The following is a 16,767-nucleotide window of genomic DNA, read 5'->3' as shown; positions in this document are numbered from 1 at the left end:
AATGAGCGCCTCTCTTTTCCGGACGTTTCTTACTGCAAAAAGCTTACAGCAGGTCACGACCTTTCTTAGCTGCAGTACGCAGACGAAGAGCGTTCAGCTTAATAAAGCCTTCCGCGTCTTTCTGATCGTATGCACCTGCATCGTCTTCGAAGGTAGCGATCGCTTCGTCAAACAGTGAGTCGTCAGACTTACGGCCAACCACAATCACGTTGCCTTTATACAGTTTCAGGCGAACTTCACCGTTTACAACAGACTGAGTCTCATCAATGGCTGCCTGCAGCATCTTACGCTCTGGCGACCACCAGTAACCGTTGTAGATCAGCTCTGCGTATTTAGGCATCAGAGAATCTTTCAGGTGAGCCGCTTCGCGGTCCAGAGTGATAGATTCGATGGCGCGGTGCGCTTTCAGCAGCACGGTACCTGCTGGAGTTTCGTAACAGCCACGAGCCTTCATACCTACGTAACGGTTCTCAACGATGTCGACACGGCCAATACCGTTAGCGCCGGCCAGCTTGTTCAGCTCTTCCATGATGGTCGCAGGAGACTTGTCGACACCATCGATAGCCACCGGGTCACCGTTCTTGAAGGTGATGTTCAGGTAAGTCGCTTCGTCTGGCGCATTCTCGGGCGATACAGACCACAGCCACATGTCTTCTTCTGGCTCTGCCCATGGATCTTCGATCAGGTCGCCTTCGTAAGAGATGTGCAGCAGGTTGGCATCCATAGAGTAAGGAGACTTCTTGCCTTTCTTCTTCTCTACGTGGATGTTGTGCTCATCACAGTAAGCCATCAGCTTTTCACGGGAGTTCAGATCCCATTCACGCCATGGCGCGATCACTTTAACGCCCGGCTTAAGTGCGTAGGCACCCAGCTCGAAACGTACCTGGTCATTACCTTTACCGGTTGCACCGTGGGCAATGGCGTCAGCGCCTGTTTCGTTCGCAATTTCAATCAGACGCTTAGAGATCAGAGGACGAGCGATCGACGTACCCAGCAGGTACTCACCTTCGTAGATGGTGTTAGCGCGGAACATCGGGAAAACGAAGTCGCGGGCAAACTCTTCACGTAGATCGTCGATGTAGATTTCTTTGATACCCAGAGCTTCGGCTTTCGCACGAGCTGGTTCCACTTCTTCACCCTGACCCAGGTCAGCGGTAAAAGTAACGACTTCACAGTTGTATTCAGTTTGCAGCCACTTTGCGATTACGGAGGTATCGAGACCACCGGAATACGCCAGTACGACTTTCTTGATGTCTGACATGCGCTTCTCCAGAGATGAACGGCACCACTTCTGTCTGCAGATCGATTCATTGATCGCAACACGGGCGCCGGGGCGAAAATTCAAAGGGTGCATATTGTACTGATTGTGAGCAATAACACCAGTCGGCCGCAGAGCTTACGCGGGCAGAAATCTCACGATTGAAAAAAATTATGGGTACAATCTGGAGATTGCGATGTCATAGCCGTGTCTCCGGCTACTCGATCAATTACAAGGAATCAGGGATGCTTCGAATAGTTACCAAGCCTTTCACCAAACACCGTCACCTACGCAGCAAGGCGTCACTCTCACGCTCAATCGCACTTCTGGTCTCTCTTGCTGTGTTAAGCACCTTTCAGGCCGGTTGTCAGCCATCGGAAAACACCACCTCCGAAAGCACGGGTTCAGAAAGTACGAGAACCGAAAGCACGCCGCCAGAAACATCCATTGCTGAAGAGACACCGAACGTCAGTCCCCCTCCCCCGATCAATGATGCGATGTACGCTGATATCCCGCTGACAATCGCCTCAGTAAACGAAACCAGCTACGACGGTGGAATGACGGTAGGCATCCGCTTTTCAGCGCCACTGAGCAGCAATCAGCCTTTCCAGAATTACGTACACATCAGCGGTGAAACACCCGCCTGGATACTCTCTGATGATGCCCTGACCCTGTATCTGGCCGACCCCGAACCCGAGCGCACCTATAACGTAATGGTCAGTAAGGGCCTTAAAGCCAGAAACGGCAAGGTCCTGCAGGACGGTGACAGTGCAACTGTGACTCTGCCCCCTGCGCCACCTTCAGCTACGTTTGCCAGTGACGGCCACTACCTGACCACAGACCTGAGTGTTGGCCTGCCCGTAAGCGTTATGAATACCAGCGAAGTAAACGTCAGCTTTTTCCGGGTTCGCAATGATAACGAAGCTCTGCGACAGATGCTGCTGTGGAAGTCGTCCGCTTCCCTTGAACATATTTATCGACTCGAAGACATGGGTGAATTTGCAGACTTTGTTTATGAGGGCCGCATCGCGCTGACAAGCGATAAGAATCGGCTGCGGAAAGTGAATCTGCCACTGACTTCGATAGATGCCCTGAAACAACAAGCAGTCTACCTTGCGGTCATGACGATACCGGGTCAATTCAAGTCCAAGCTGTCGACCACCTGGTTTACCGTCAGCGACATCGGTCTGCATATCCGCGAGTACAGAAAGAATATCGGAATTTACACAAGGGACCTCAACTCAGGGGCCAGCAAATCCAACGTTGAACTCACCGTGATGGCTGGCTATCGCAGCCAGGAGCCCAAGGTGACAACACTTTCGAGCGGTAGCAAAGGATACGTTCAGTATCCGCGGAAGGATTTTTACAACACCATTCTGATCGCACGTGACGAAGATGCGGTGACTCTGATGCACCTCAACAGTGCTTCACTGGACATGTCGGACTTCGATTCCGGCACCCGCCCCTACCGCGACACCGAGCTATTCATGTACGGCCCACGAGACCTGTACCGCGGCGGTGATACCGTATACATCAACGGGCTTTATCGTGATTCCGATGGCAAAGCCCAACCAGACAGTCTTCTGACCTATTACCTACGCCGACCTGATGGAACCCGCAGCGATAAAGTGACCTGGCGCAGCACGGTTCCCGGTGTCTATGAATTTTCTACGACACTGGCCGACGACGCCCCAACGGGCCAGTGGAGCTTTAACGTCGCTGAACCAAACGGTGGTACCCACCGATATAACTTCCAGGTCGAAGATTTTATGCCAGAACGCATGAAACTGGAGTGGAATCCCGATCAGAAATCCGCGGTATTCAGTACACAAGATCCGCTAAAAATTGATGTGCTCGGCAGCTACCTGTATGGCGCTCCGGCAGCCGGCAACAACTTTGAAGCCGATTTCAGTTTACGTCCGACGGCGCATCCATTTCAGCAATGGCCCGAATTTCACTTTGGTGATCCGAAGCAGGACGACTGGATTCAGTCTCTGCCAGCGCGGGAAACCAGATTAAGCGATAAGGGCGAGCTGACACTGCACCCTGCAAGCACCTGGAAAGAGGCCCGTGTGCCACTGGCCCTCAAAATCACAGGCAGCCTTTTTGAAAGCGGAGGCCGCCCGGTTGTCCGCTCTCATACCGTAAGCATCGTGCCAGAGGGGCAACTTGTCGGCATTCGCCCGCTTTTTAAAGACAGAGCGAACACCAACGCCCCCGCCAGCTTTGAACTGATCAGCACCAACAGTAAAGGTGAACTGGTTGACAGCACATCACTGGAGATGACGCTGACAAATATCACTTTGGAAACCCGCTGGAAGCGAGACGACAACCGCGGCTGGCATTACGAAGAGCAGCGTCGTAATGTGCGCGAACTGAGTCTACCAGTAACCACCAATAGTGAAGGTCCGGTGACGGTTCAGGTACCTGTACAGTGGGGCGAATACCTTCTCGAAATTCGCGACACCAATACAAATCTGAGTACACGCGTTTACTTTAACGCTGGCCATCGCTGGTACTGGCGGTCACAGGAGCAGGCAGCACGCCCGGACCAGGTCAACCTCGCTTTCGATAAAGAAAGTTACAATGCCGGTGACAACGCGCGCCTGAAAATCACGCCGCCTGCGGCAGGCCGCTCACTGGTCCTGATTGAAGCTGACCAGTTACTCTTCCGTACGGAAGCCGATATTCCCGCAGAAGGCGGCTGGGTGGATATTCCAGTCAGCAAAGACTGGCAGCGCCATGACATCTATGTGTCAGTCATCCACTTACAACCCTCTGACACTCAACAAAGAATCACCCCTACACGCTCGGTTGGATTGATTCACCTGCCGCTCAACAGAGAGTCTGAACGACTGAACATTGAAATTCAGACACCTGAGAAATGGCTGCCCGCGAAAACAGAGCAGGTCACACTCGACATATCATCGGAGAAACCAGTGAGCCGCGCCTGGGTGACTCTGGCAGCCGTCGATAGCGGCATTCTGTCAATCAGCCGCTTTAAAACACCCGAGCCTTTCGAGTTTTTCTTCGGCCCACGTCGCTTCTCGGTTGATGCAAAGGACATGTACGGAAAGCTCATCGACCTGAACAATAACCGCAATGGAGAAATCCGCTACGGTGGTGATGCAGACCTGGCTCGCGGTGGTGATCTCGCACGTTCAGAGGTTCAGATCATCTCCGTGTTCAGCGGCATGGTCGACGTCAAAAACGGCCGGGCCGTTATCCCTGTTTCCATGCCCGACTTCAATGGCCAGGTTCGCCTGATGGCATTGGCCTTTGATGAAAGCAGAGTCGGCAGCTCGGATAAAGAAGTGACAGTGGCCGCGCCAGTTGTAACACAGTTATCTCTACCCAGATTTATCGGCGCTGGGGATACATCCAGCGTTGCACTGGATATCACGAATATGACAGGTGAAGGCAGCGATTTCGAGGTCACTCTGTCAGCCTCGGGGCCGGTGCAGGCCGACGCACTGGCGCAAGCACTTTCGTTGCAGGAACAACAGCGCTCTACACTGCTCTTCCCCTTCACCGCAACAGGTGCCGGGCGCATTGTCTTCCGCACAGAAGTCTGGCATCAGGGCAAAATAGTGATTGATCGTGAGTGGGGACTTCAGAGTCGATATCCGTATCCGGCCCAGACCTTCCGCGAATACGATGTACTCGAAACGGGCGCATTACTGACAATGAACTCTGACGTATCCTCGGGCTGGCTGAGTGATTCGATTGTTGCCGCGGTGTCTGCAAGCAGCTCCGAAAATCTGAATGCTGAAGAGCGTATGGCTCGCCTGCTGCGTTACCCATACGGTTGCGTCGAGCAAACCACCAGCTCAACCTATCCATGGCTCTATGCAAGCGACGAACAGATCATGCGTCTGAAAGACTCGATAGACGGTGAATTAACCCGAGCCAATGCCATAGCCAGTGGCCTTGCCCGTATCGCTACACGGCAGAAACCAAATGGAGGGTTTGGTCTGTGGCGTCGTGAAGATGCAGACGAACAGCACTGGCTGGCGGCTTACGTTGCTCAGTTTATGACGGATGTGCAGTCTGCGGGCTATCAGGTTGATAACGATGTTTTGGGCAAAGTATTGATTCGACTTCGGGAATATTCGCGTAACAAGGCACAGCTGCGCGAACTCTGGGCCGAAGACGTCGACCTTTACCGCTTTACCTATCAGGCCTTCGCACACTTTATTCTCGCTCAGCACAACATAGCGTCACTGGCGGATATCCGGACAACCGCGGCCTACGTGCCTGAGAATGCAGGTGGTCTGGCACTGTTGCATCTGGCAATCGCTGCAAAACTACAGGGAGACAATCGCCTTGCAACTGAGCTTTACCAGCAATCTCAAAGACAACAGCCGATACGTCCATACATCGGTGATTACGGCTCAGAACTGCGCGACAAAGCTCAACAGGCCCGACTGATCTGGAAATACGATATCGATGAGGCCCGCCCTGTTCAGTTAACGTCCGAAGTAGCTGAAGATATCCGCAGTCGCCGCTACCTGAGCACACAGGAACAGATCGCCATTGTTCAACTGGCGGACGAGCAGCAAAAACATACCGGTGACAAATGGAACCTGATGTTACTCAGCGCTGGAAAAGAGCAGACACTGACCGGCACTGAGCCTACACGGCTAGTATTACGGGGAAAGGATGCTACCGACCTCAGCCTCACCAATATCGGAGATAAAAATCTCTATGCGGCGCTGACCTATCAAGGATACGGGGCCACGCCTCCGGAAAAACAATCGTCCGGCGATGTCAGCGTAACCCGCAATTACTGGAACATGGAGGGAGAGAAAATCGGTACGGATAATACTTTAACCATGAATACCGGAGACATGGTTATTGTTGAGCTGCTGGTTTACTCGAAAAAGTATCGCCCTGACCTGCTGATGGTCGACCTTCTTCCCGCGGGTCTGGAGATCGAAAACCAGAACCTGCCCGACAGTACAAAACTGTCCGACATTATTATCGATGGTGAGAAGATTGGTCAGCACCTACAGAGTGCAGGCGTGGTTCACGACGAGTTCCGTGATGACCGCTATGTCGCGGCACTTCGCACCGGAGGCAGCCGCTACTATGGTACGCGTCCTGCGCGCATGTATTACATCGCACGGGCAGTGACGCCGGGCACTTACAAAGTCCCGAATCCGCTCCTTGAAGACATGTACGACCCGGAGGTTCGCGCAGTTGGCGGCACCATTGAGGAGCTGGTCGTTCAGCCGCGCTAGGATGTTAAAAAGAGCGAAAAACGCCTTGTATTTATCTGCAAGAAAGAGGGTATCCCTCTTTCTTGCTGTTTTTATTGGCGTTCCGTTACTTCTTGATCTGCTGTTCCCAATACCCGACCCGGCAACGTCAGGCGAGGGCTTTACTCAGGTCGTGACCGACAGAAATAATCAGATCTTACGAGCCTTTCCCGATAAAAATGGAGTGTGGCGCTACCCGACCTCCCCGGATAAGGTATCACCCGATTATCTGAATACCTTACTCAGTTACGAAGATCGCTGGTTTTATTATCACCCGGGTATTAACCCGATCTCTCTGGTAAGAGCAGCCATCCAGAATGCTCAGTGTGACTGCATCGTCTCCGGTGGTTCAACGATTACAATGCAGGTCGCACGAAGACTGTCTCCACACGATCGCAGCATCGGTGGAAAATTTAAGCAAATGCTCAGAGCTTTACAGCTGGAGTGGCATTACAGCAAAGAAGAAATTCTCACACTTTATCTGAATTACGCCCCCATGGGCGGCGTGATTGAAGGGGTCGCGGCGGCAAGCCAGATGTACCTTGGCAAATCCGCCGACCAGCTGAGTCTGGCTGAGAGCGCCTTGCTGGCGGTGCTGCCCCAGGCGCCTTCCCGTCTGAGGCCCGATCGTCATCCGCAGCGAGCCAGAGCAGCCCGCGATAAAGTTCTCCAGCGTCTTTTTTTGCAAGGACAGATCACGCAGGAGCAACTTCATTATGCTCAACTTGAAAATATCATTGCTCTGCCTTTATCAACACCTCAGCTCGCGCCTCTGTTAAGTCGCCAACTGGTGGACAATTACCCCAATGACGCAGTCATCAAGACAACGCTGGACGGTGAACTGCAACACGAATTACAGGCGCTGCTGGCGGAAGAAATTCAGCGTTTTCCTGAGCATCAATCCGCGGCAATTCTGTTGGTCGATAATCATGAACGCAGCGTGAAAGCCTACCTCGGCTCCGCCGACTTTACCGACAACAGCCGCTTCGCCCACGTCGATATGATTCAGGCAACACGATCCCCCGGTTCAACGCTCAAACCCTTTATTTATGGATTAGCCATGGATCAGGGCTTGATCCACAGTGCCAGCCTGTTGCGGGACGTTCCGCGACATCTACGTAGCTATCAACCAGAGAATTTCGCTCATTCGTTCAGCGGGCCCGTCGACGCTACTACCGCACTGCGGCAGTCACTCAACTTACCTGCAGTACAGGTTCTTGAAGCGTTGGGCCCGGCATCTTTTTCAGCATCACTGGAAAATGCCGGAACGCCCTATGTTGTTCCCGGTGATGGCAAACCCAGTCTTGCACTGGCTTTGGGAGGTGGTGGTTTCAGCGCCTGGAAATTAGCGACCCTGTATTCAGGTCTGGCCAATGGCGGAGAAGTACAGCCTCTCGTGCTTGTTGAACCAGAGACAAAGGATGGCGAAGTCAATCGCGAAGCAAAGCGCCATGACAAGCGCTGGCTGATGAGCCCTGAAGCTTCCTGGGTAACTCTGAATATGCTGCGCCAACCACGTCCCAACCGGATTCGTAGTGCTGCAGTGATGAGTAGCCAACCTCAGATGGCCTGGAAAACTGGAACCAGCTATGGCTACCGTGATGCATGGGCGGTGGGCGTCACGCCCCAATACACTATGGTCGTCTGGTTTGGCCGCCCGGACGGCACGCCCAGCCCCGGTCAATACGGCGCCGTGACAGCTCTTCCACTATTATTCCGCCTGCAGCAACGCCTGGCCCCTTCCCCTGACTGGCCTTCACAACCAGCGGATGTGACAACCAAAACCATATGCTGGCCAACGGGAAAATTGGCCAGCGAAACGCCGGCGGGCCACTGTCATCGGGCGCATACAGCGACTCTGATCCGTGATCAGATACCTCCGACATTACGCGATATGGACGCTGACGGCACCGCTCCGGGTATTCTCACAATCAGGCTGGACAGTAATGGGCAGATGCTAGGTATGGATTGCACTGACCTCAATGGCGAAACCGGATATGAAACCAGAACACTCGCTGTCTGGCCCGGTAACCTGGAACCCTGGATAGCGCCGCACATGAGGCGATCAGAACAGTTGCCAGAAAGCAGACCCGGCTGCGAGCCCCCAACACTTGTCACAGAGCCTCTGCGGATCATTGGAATTGAAGAGGGGCAGACACTGATGCCCGCCAGTTTTAAAAAGACTCAGGAACTGCTGCTGAATACCCTGGGAGGGTTCGGGAAAAAGGCTTTATATGTGAATGGCGCTTATCATTCTGAAGCCGATAACTCGGGTTTATTCCGCGTAGAAATCGCCAGAACCGGAGCGCAGGAAATTGTTATCGTCGATGAACAAGGAGCGCTGGCGAGGGTAAATTTTGAGTTCCGCCTGCGTCCCTGAGTATCAGAACCACTCCTCATCTATTATCCGGAGCATCTCTTCGGATGTCAGCTGCTGGGTCATCCGGCCACGTTTGACGGTGCGATGCTCAAACGATGCTGCCCCGCGAACCAGCACTTTCGCACGCAAGCGCTCGATATGATCATCACCGAAGTTACTGTTGAAGGTATTGAACAACACCACATGGGCACCGTCGAAGCGGTTATGCTCAACAAACGCCCAAATCGGTGGAGCCGGGCTGTAAAGCCATACCGGCGAGCCGATCCAGATAGTATCGACTCCAGAGAGGTCCGCGACAGCCGGAATAACCTCAGGAAAAGCCATTGGATCAGTTTTCAGGCTATTGGCATCACTCAGCGCATTCGCCAGCCCCACTGGCCCCAGTTCATACGCAGGAGCCCGGAGCTGAATGGTTTCAGCATTCAGTCGCGACGCGATATGACGGGCCGCCAGCCCGGTATTACCGGAACGGGAAAAATACACCACCGCAGTACGGCTGAAGCCAACATCAGAGCCTGAGACCCGCTTCGCAGCAAGCTCAAGCTGGGCGATTTGCCGGGACTGATAAATCTCAATCCCTGCCACCGCACCCAGAATGCCAATCACTACAACAGCGAGGGCAATTAAGATAATTCCGGTCCATTGAAATAAAGACATAGAAACCTCACTGTTGATGTAGATATAACTCAAAGATGTTCTTTAAAGAACGGAATAACCCTCGTCATGGCTTCAGCCACTGGCTCGGCTCTATCGTACAGGTCGTAATGTGAGTAACCGTCAACAACAACGATCTCTTTGTGCTCTGATCCTGCGCGACTGTATATCTCCCAGCCATCCTGATACGCACCAAAGCCGCCCGGCTTACTGCCGATGACAACCATGAGTGGTTGAGTCAGTAATACCTCCGCGTTAGTAAACGCATCCCATCCCATGGCGGCACCGGTAAACGACATTAACTGGCTCGTCTTACCGTTTGGCTTCTGACCACGCTCAGTTTTGTAGTATTCGGTGGCCTCCAGCACATCAATGTCAGTAATACCCGCCGCTTTTGCAGCCTCAACGGATGGCGGCAGAAGATCCGCTGCGTCGGTAGATCCGGACGGAGATTGCGCATAGCCAGTACGCATGTCGGCAATATTGGCTGCCATCTGGCGCGGCTGAAATTCTGCGAAGCCTTCACGTATCAAACGGCCATAGTTCACCCCCGTGATGGAAGTAATGGCTTTGAGTCTATGATCGGTGATCGCTGCGTGAATCGTGTATGCCCCACCGCCACAGACACCGATGGCACCAATACGTTGTGCATCGACATACGGCAGAGTCTGTAGGTAATCCACAGCAAAACGGATATCAGACACGCGAATGCCCGGGTCTTCAATATTACGCGGTTCGCCACCGCTCTCGCCCTGGAAACTAGCGTCGTGAACCAACACCACAAAACCGGCGTCAGCCAGCGCTTTAGCGTAAATATTACCAGCAGTCTGTTCTTTGCAGCTGCCAATCGGATGGGTACTGACGATCGCAGGGTAAATCGCTGAGACATCAAAATTTTCAGGCAAATGCAGATCTGCGGCGATGTCCCAGCCGAAGTTACGGTAACGTACGGATTGAATAGAGCTCATGGTCATTCCTCTTATTCCGGGCGGATATGCCGCCCGGTTCGGTAAAGTGCGGTTTAATTACGATAGATACGGTCGATTATTCGATGTCACCTGTATCAGAGCGTACGATTGAAGAACTCACCCAGCTTCGCCACCGCCTGGTCAACGTACTCAGGTACGTCATACAGAGACATATGGTTCGCTCCTTCGATCACATGCAACGTTTTGTCGCTACTTGCTGCACGCGCCATCAGGTCTTCACTCATCCACTTACTGCCAGCAACACTGCCTGCCACCGCCATTATTGGCTGAGTCAGAAACGCTTCGGCTTTGTGGTACGCGTCATAGGTAATGATCTGGCTAAGGTTACGTGCCAGAGCGAAACCCGGTGCATTCGGGTGCGCACAACGCTCGGTGTGGTAGTACTCCCAGGCTTCGCGCAGTTCTTCGTTGGGTGCGTCTTCTTCCTTCATGGGTGCCAGTGGTATCACTGAGTATTCACCAGAAGCGACATCACCAGTGCGAGCGCTGGCACCAAAGTCGAGATAGCCCACGGCATCCGCATCGCTGACGTTGTTTTCCCAACCGTTGCGGAACATCTGGCCAATGTTGACCGCACTGACCATACCCAGTGCCTTAATACGACGGTCGTTAATAGCAGCATTTCCGCTGTAACCGGCGCCGGCGCATACGCCCATGGCGCCAATACGATCAGAGTCGACGTATGGCAGCGTGGTCAGGTAATCAACCACAGCGCTAACGTCTTCAGTGCTGACAAAAGGGTTTTCCAGCTGGCGCGGTTCGCCGGTACTTGCACCCTGATACGAACGATCAAATGCAATCGTAATCAGGCCTGCTTCAGCCAGCTTCTGTGCGTACAGGCCAGCCGCCTGTTCTTTCACACCGCCGCCCGGATGAGAGACGACAACCGCTGAATATGCCTTGCTCTCATCAAAGCCTGCGGGAAAGTTAATGGTCGCTGCCATGGTGATACCGTGGCCGTTCAGGTTTTTAAAAGTAACGTTTGGCATGGGTTATCTCCTCGAGATGCTATTCACTGTATTTGCCCTACGAGAACTATCTTATGAAACCCAATTGATTTGATATACGCGCTTTAAATAACATAAGTGTTTAGCTAAGCTATACAAATGAAACTTGATCCCTCACTCCTGTCATCCCTGACCTGGTTCGCTCATATCGCCCGCCATCGCAGCTTTACCAAAGCAGCAACTGAGATGGAGGTAACTCGTGGAGCCTTGTCACAACAACTGAAAAACCTTGAGCAACAACTCAATGTACGTCTGATCAATCGTACAACCCGCAACATGTCACTCACTGAAGAAGGACAGAGGTTGCTCGATGTACTGTCTCCGGCGTTAGAATCCATCGAAACCGCGGTGCTTGAAGTTGGCGAGTCACAGTCAGAGCCTTCGGGCCTACTGCGGATAAACTCTTCCCGTATCGCCACCCGGCTCTTACTTGACCCTTATCTCGGTGAATTCCTGAAGCGCTATCCGCGGTTGAAAGTTGAACTGACAATGAACGATGGTCTCAGCAACATCATTGCTGAGGGAGCAGATGCCGGCATCCGGCTGGGAGAAAGCCTCGACGAGCACATGGTCGCTGTTCCTGTTTCTCCTCCTATAGAGATGGCCATTGTGGGCTCTCCTGATTACCTTGATCGCTTCGGCACACCAGAAACACCAGAAGAGCTGATACAGCACAATTGTCTCGGCTACCGGTTCTCTTCGAGTGGCATTATTGACAGGTGGAGCTTCACTTCACCGGAAGATGGTGAGCGCACAGTGGTATTCGAGCCAAACGGCAGTGCTATTTTTAACGATGATGAGAATATGTTGAACGCTGCGCTACAGGGCGTAGGCCTGATCAAGTATCTGGATATTAATGTTAAGAAACATCTGCAGGAAGGGCGGCTGCGGCGCGTGCTCTCTGACTGGTGTAAGCCGTTTCCAGGCTTCTACCTGTACGTCCCGTCACGGGCTCAGTTACCAGCAAAGACCCGTGCATTGATGGACTTCCTGATTGAAAATCGCGATTCGATTTAGACTCACAACTGGCCAGAGTATCTCTAGCGCCCACTGACTGGGCGATTGATTGAAGGCAATACCGAGGCATCCTCCGGCAACTTGAACACAAGGTCATCCGGCAACGGCATATCTTTATCCATTTCGAGACGAACGGTGACGCGGCGGTTCTCTGCCCTACCCTTAGCAGTCGCATTGTTAGCGACGGGATAGCGGCTGCCATGAAAACGCGTGGTAATAATCTCAGGCGCGATACCTTTCACCAGAAAATAGCGCTCTACAGCTTCGACACGTCGCTTGGAAATTTGACGGTTATCATAGCGACGCCCGACGTTATCGGTATGACCATCCAGATACACAGCCGTAATACGTGGATCATTCTTGATGTAGTAAATAATGCGGTCGAGGTTGTCCAGATCGTCCTGAGCCAGAGCCTCCTGTCCGCTTTTGAACAGAACCTTCGATCGCTCCACCTGATCGAAATTCACATCCAATAGCTGCGACGAACACAGAATGTAGTCCTGAAAGGCCTTCTCAAACTCGACCGCTGATACCTGCACCTGAATAAAGCGACCACTGTCGTAGTAAGTCTCATGGCTGACTGTAGGCATCCGCCCCTCGCGCAAGGCATGCATAAACTGATTCGATCGGCCAAAATCCAGTGCCAGAACCGGCGATGCTTTCTGCATCGGCACCAGACCCAGAGGTTCTGAGCGCGTTGAAGGTTGCCAGGGTGGCGGCGCGATGCTCACCCGTGCGGGGGTTGTCGACATCAGGTTACGGCGGGTTTCCAGCATAAAGGTCACATCTTCACCCGCTCGTTGCCGGAAAACAGCCGTACCGTAGCCGGGTATCGGTTGTTCAAAGCGACACTCAAAAACATTGCCGCTTAGCATCCAGAGCGTATCCTCCGGTCCGCCCGAGAACTTCATCGTCTGTCCCAAAGCGAACACCGGAAGCATCAGGGCTCCGCATGCCAGCAACATCTTCGTCAGGCGTCTCACCGTTGTTGAACCTGCTTGTCAGTCATACTCATAGTTAAGTTATCGGCCCGATTCTCCAAAAGTTGAATGTCAGCTCTAAGAATGCCGGCCGGAATCCGGTACAATAACGGCCATTCTTATCTTCCCACCTAAGTTTAGAACAAGGTCGAGACCATGACTGATCGTCTTACAATTACCCGCCCTGATGACTGGCACCTGCACCTTCGCGATGGCCCTGTCTTGCAGTACACCGTACCGGCGACCGCACGGGTCATGAAACGGGCGATCATCATGCCAAACCTGCAACCGCCAGTAATGAATGCTGAGCAAGCACATGAGTACCGTCAGCGCATCATGTCGAAGGTGCCACAGGGGCTGAATTTTGATCCTCTGATGGTGCTGTACCTTACCGACAACACTACGCCGGAGATGATTAAAGAAGCTGCAGAAGCTGGCCATATCGTGGCGGTTAAGCTGTACCCAGCGGGTGCGACGACGAACTCAGCTTCCGGTGTTACTGATCTGGGCAAGCTCGACGAGCTGGCTGATGCTCTGACCGAACACGACATAAAGTTACTGGTGCATGGTGAAGTGACACACAGTGACGTCGATATCTTCGACCGCGAAAAACGCTTCCTGGATGAAATTCTGTCGCCTCTCGTCAGTCGCAATCCTGACCTGAATATGGTCGTTGAGCACATTACGACCAAGGATGCCGCTGAATTTGTGAAAAGCCAGGGCGACAATGTTGCTGCGACCATCACCGTTCAGCATCTGGCGTATAACCGCAATCACATGTTGGTCGGTGGCATCAAACCGCACTACTACTGCCTGCCTATTCTGAAGCGCAACATCCACCAGCAGGCATTGCAGGATGCCGTCGTCAGTGGCAGCAGCAAATTCTTCCTGGGCACGGACAGTGCGCCTCACGCTAAGGGCGCAAAAGAGAGTGCCTGTGGCTGTGCGGGTTGTTACACCGCCTATGCTGCGATCGAACTCTACGCAGAAATCTTCGACGACCTCGGTGCTCTGGATAAACTTGAAGGTTTCGCCAGCCACTATGGTCCCGACTTTTATGGATTGCCACGCAACTCCGATGAAATTACATTGATTAAAAAGGACTGGCAGGCTCCACATGAGTTGCCTTTCGGTGACGATGTCATCGTTCCACTTCGTGCAGGCGAAACCCTGCGCTGGAAAATCGACTACTGACACCGAACAACTAAGGACCGACATGACAATTGAAGAGAAACAGGAAAAGTCGTTGATGGCACAACGCTTCCGCGGGTTTTTACCCGTGGTAGTCGATGTGGAAACCGGCGGTTTTAATGCCGACAGCGACGCCCTTCTCGAAATCGCTATGGTTACCCTGAAAATGGATGACGATGGCTATCTGCACCCGAACGAAACGCTGAGTGCAAATATTCACCCATTCGATGGCGCAAACCTCGAACAGGAAGCGCTCGATTTCACCGGTATTGATCCATTCGATCCAGAACGGGATGCTGAATTTGAAATTGATGCACTCACGCCCATGCTGCAGACCGTACGTCGTGAAATAAAGCACTATGGCTGTAACCGAGCGGTACTGGTGGGACATAACGCGCACTTCGATCACGGCTTTCTGCGTGCAGCAATAGATCGCAACGACATCAAACGTGATCCGTTTCATCCCTTCTCGTCGTTCGATACTGCGTCTATAGCAGCAATCGCACTGGGGCAGACAGTATTGGCGAAATCCTGCAAGGTCGCCGGTATTGAATTCGATAACAATGAAGCCCACAGCGCTGCGTACGACACCTTTAAAACCGCCGAACTGTTCTGCTTCATCGTTAACCGCTACAAAGATCTTGGCGGCTGGCCGTTGGCGGAAGACGACGCCTGATGGATCACGAGTTCTGTTACGACGAATCAGGCGAACTGGTTGTTCGTCTCGACATGGGGCAGGAAGTCACTGCCCTGTGGCTGAACACCGACATCATTCCCAAACGGGACATGACGTTTGCCCTGCTCGATCTGATTAATGATCTCGAAAGTGGCACCTTTAACGAAAAGCTTCTGGCCACGCCAAAATTTGAGGTTATGTTCAGCGAGGGAGAAGTCAATGTCACCCGCCTTACCTCAGACAGTGACGACGACCTCGATGAGGACGCAGGGCTCAGCACAATGGAACTGACGTCAGGATGCGGCCTTGAAGACCTGAAAGCCGTTGTTGAAAGCTGGATTCAGTTCCGTTACTGATACTCAGGAAACAACCGGTTAAACGCCTAATTAGACAGACTGTCTCAGAAACTCACCTTTAAGCACACTGTCTTCCCGTTAGTATGAAATAAATTATTTACTAACAGGAGCCGGTCAATGAGTGACACTACCTACACGCCCCCCGAGGTCTGGACCTGGAAACCAGGCAACGGCGGTCAGTTCGCAAATATTAATCGCCCTGTTTCTGGTGCAACTCACGATAAGGTTTTGAGCAAAGGCGAACACCCTCTACAGCTTTATTCACTGGCTACACCTAATGGAGTGAAAGTGACTATTCTGCTGGAAGAGCTGCTTGCCGCCGGCGAAAAAGGCGCCGAATACGATGCCTGGCTGACGAACATTCTCGAAGGTGATCAGTTCGGCTCCGGGTTTGTTGAAGTAAACCCTAATTCGAAAATTCCAGCATTAATAGACGAGTCAGGTGAGACCCCGGTACGGGTTTTCGAATCGGGCTCAATTCTGCGCTACCTGGCAGAAAAATTCGGACGCTTTATTCCGGAAGCTCATGCTGCCCGGACTGAGTGCTTTAACTGGCTTTTCTGGCAGATGGGAGCGGCGCCGATGCTTGGCGGTGGCTTTGGCCATTTCTATGCTTACGCCCCGGAAAAATACGAATATCCCATCGAGCGATTCACAATGGAGGTTAAACGCCAGCTGGATGTACTGGACAAACACCTCGCCAATAATACTTACATGGCCGGTGATGAATACTCAATTGCCGATATCGCAATCTGGCCCTGGTATGGCGTTCTGGCTCAGGGCAAGCTGTACGAGGCCGGAAAGTTTCTCGACGTCACCTCCTACGAGCACCTGCAACGCTGGACGAAACTAATCGCACAACGTCCGGCGGTCGAGCGTGGCCGCAAAATTAACCGAACCTGGGGCGAGGCATCAGAGCAGATCCCCGAGCGTCACTCCAGCAAAGATATGCCAGAGTGAGCTGGTACGTGTGGTTAGTGGCTTCTGCTGACTGCACT

General features: G+C 52.8%; 12 protein-coding genes. 7 read left to right on the top strand and 5 right to left on the bottom strand.

What is annotated here, in order from left to right:
- Positions 1 to 43: 43 nt before the first annotated feature.
- Positions 44 to 1,354, bottom strand: a complete 1,311-nt coding sequence (locus tag BW941_RS10430; RefSeq protein ID WP_436286958.1) for an argininosuccinate synthase — start codon at positions 1,352 to 1,354, stop codon at positions 44 to 46.
- Positions 1,355 to 1,503: 149 nt separating this feature from the next.
- On the opposite strand from BW941_RS10430, the gene BW941_RS10425 reads away from it, so the two are divergent.
- Complete coding sequence (locus tag BW941_RS10425; RefSeq protein ID WP_076515864.1) at positions 1,504 to 6,501, top strand: alpha-2-macroglobulin family protein; 4,998 nt, start codon at positions 1,504 to 1,506, stop codon at positions 6,499 to 6,501.
- Position 6,502: 1 nt separating this feature from the next.
- Positions 6,503 to 8,899 carry a penicillin-binding protein 1C gene (pbpC, locus tag BW941_RS10420; RefSeq protein WP_076515862.1) on the top strand — a complete coding sequence of 799 codons (2,397 nt, stop codon included), beginning with the start codon at positions 6,503 to 6,505 and terminating at the stop codon, positions 8,897 to 8,899.
- A gap of 3 nt (positions 8,900 to 8,902) precedes the next feature.
- Here the strand turns inward: pbpC and BW941_RS10415 are convergent, their stop codons facing one another.
- From BW941_RS10415 to BW941_RS10405, 3 genes are all read right to left on the bottom strand, one after another.
- Positions 8,903 to 9,556: a flavodoxin family protein gene (locus tag BW941_RS10415; RefSeq protein ID WP_076516222.1), complete on the bottom strand. Its 654-nt coding sequence runs from the start codon at positions 9,554 to 9,556 to the stop codon at positions 8,903 to 8,905.
- Between the two features lie 29 nt (positions 9,557 to 9,585).
- Positions 9,586 to 10,521: an alpha/beta hydrolase gene (locus BW941_RS10410; protein WP_076516220.1), complete on the bottom strand. Its 936-nt coding sequence runs from the start codon at positions 10,519 to 10,521 to the stop codon at positions 9,586 to 9,588.
- Positions 10,522 to 10,616: 95 nt separating this feature from the next.
- Positions 10,617 to 11,531, bottom strand: a complete 915-nt coding sequence (locus tag BW941_RS10405; protein ID WP_076515860.1) for an alpha/beta hydrolase — start codon at positions 11,529 to 11,531, stop codon at positions 10,617 to 10,619.
- A 117-nt stretch (positions 11,532 to 11,648) separates the two neighbouring features.
- Here BW941_RS10405 and BW941_RS10400 point away from each other — a divergent pair, with 117 nt between their 5' ends.
- The gene (locus BW941_RS10400; protein ID WP_076515858.1) at positions 11,649 to 12,566 is read left to right on the top strand and encodes a LysR family transcriptional regulator; all 918 of its coding nucleotides are present in this window, start codon (positions 11,649 to 11,651) and stop codon (positions 12,564 to 12,566) included.
- A gap of 23 nt (positions 12,567 to 12,589) precedes the next feature.
- On the opposite strand, the gene BW941_RS10395 is transcribed toward BW941_RS10400, so the two are convergent.
- Positions 12,590 to 13,507: a flagellar protein MotY gene (locus BW941_RS10395; protein WP_175607891.1), complete on the bottom strand. Its 918-nt coding sequence runs from the start codon at positions 13,505 to 13,507 to the stop codon at positions 12,590 to 12,592.
- A 195-nt stretch (positions 13,508 to 13,702) separates the two neighbouring features.
- On the opposite strand from BW941_RS10395, the gene pyrC reads away from it, so the two are divergent.
- The 4 genes from pyrC (at position 13,703) to yghU (ending at position 16,729) form a co-directional block, all read left to right on the top strand.
- Positions 13,703 to 14,740 (top strand): dihydroorotase, encoded by a 1,038-nt coding sequence (gene pyrC / locus BW941_RS10390; protein ID WP_076515854.1) that lies wholly within the window; start codon positions 13,703 to 13,705, stop codon positions 14,738 to 14,740.
- 22 nt (positions 14,741 to 14,762) lie between these two features.
- Positions 14,763 to 15,413 carry a ribonuclease T gene (rnt, locus tag BW941_RS10385; protein ID WP_076515852.1) on the top strand — a complete coding sequence of 217 codons (651 nt, stop codon included), beginning with the start codon at positions 14,763 to 14,765 and terminating at the stop codon, positions 15,411 to 15,413.
- A complete protein-coding gene (locus tag BW941_RS10380; RefSeq protein WP_076515850.1) occupies positions 15,413 to 15,769 on the top strand; it encodes a YacL family protein in 357 nt (118 codons plus the stop codon). Before rnt ends, BW941_RS10380 begins: the two co-directional genes overlap by 1 nt.
- Positions 15,770 to 15,886: 117 nt before the next feature.
- Complete coding sequence (yghU, locus tag BW941_RS10375; RefSeq protein ID WP_076515848.1) at positions 15,887 to 16,729, top strand: glutathione-dependent disulfide-bond oxidoreductase; 843 nt, start codon at positions 15,887 to 15,889, stop codon at positions 16,727 to 16,729.
- Positions 16,730 to 16,767 lie beyond the last annotated feature (38 nt).

The organism is Thalassolituus maritimus, assembly GCF_900156675.1.
In the GTDB taxonomy this organism is placed as follows: Bacteria; Pseudomonadota; Gammaproteobacteria; order Pseudomonadales; family Oceanobacteraceae; genus Thalassolituus; species Thalassolituus maritimus.
The sequence above is the reverse complement of the archived record's forward strand: the minus strand, read 5'-3'. Positions and strand labels throughout refer to the sequence as shown.

What these genes read in the sequence shown, in the direction of transcription:
- BW941_RS10380 (WP_076515850.1), top strand. Translation starts at nt 15,413, where the DNA reads ATGGATCACGAGTTCTGTTACGACGAATCAGGCGAACTGGTTGTTCGT.
- yghU (WP_076515848.1), top strand. Translation starts at nt 15,887, where the DNA reads ATGAGTGACACTACCTACACGCCCCCCGAGGTCTGGACCTGGAAACCA.
- BW941_RS10410 (WP_076516220.1), bottom strand. Translation starts at nt 10,521, where the DNA reads ATGAGCTCTATTCAATCCGTACGTTACCGTAACTTCGGCTGGGACATC.
- rnt (WP_076515852.1), top strand. Translation starts at nt 14,763, where the DNA reads ATGACAATTGAAGAGAAACAGGAAAAGTCGTTGATGGCACAACGCTTC.
- pyrC (WP_076515854.1), top strand. Translation starts at nt 13,703, where the DNA reads ATGACTGATCGTCTTACAATTACCCGCCCTGATGACTGGCACCTGCAC.
- pbpC (WP_076515862.1), top strand. Translation starts at nt 6,503, where the DNA reads ATGTTAAAAAGAGCGAAAAACGCCTTGTATTTATCTGCAAGAAAGAGG.
- BW941_RS10400 (WP_076515858.1), top strand. Translation starts at nt 11,649, where the DNA reads ATGAAACTTGATCCCTCACTCCTGTCATCCCTGACCTGGTTCGCTCAT.
- BW941_RS10430 (WP_436286958.1), bottom strand. Translation starts at nt 1,354, where the DNA reads ATGCACCCTTTGAATTTTCGCCCCGGCGCCCGTGTTGCGATCAATGAA.
- BW941_RS10415 (WP_076516222.1), bottom strand. Translation starts at nt 9,556, where the DNA reads ATGTCTTTATTTCAATGGACCGGAATTATCTTAATTGCCCTCGCTGTT.
- BW941_RS10405 (WP_076515860.1), bottom strand. Translation starts at nt 11,531, where the DNA reads ATGCCAAACGTTACTTTTAAAAACCTGAACGGCCACGGTATCACCATG.
- BW941_RS10395 (WP_175607891.1), bottom strand. Translation starts at nt 13,507, where the DNA reads ATGCTTCCGGTGTTCGCTTTGGGACAGACGATGAAGTTCTCGGGCGGA.
- BW941_RS10425 (WP_076515864.1), top strand. Translation starts at nt 1,504, where the DNA reads ATGCTTCGAATAGTTACCAAGCCTTTCACCAAACACCGTCACCTACGC.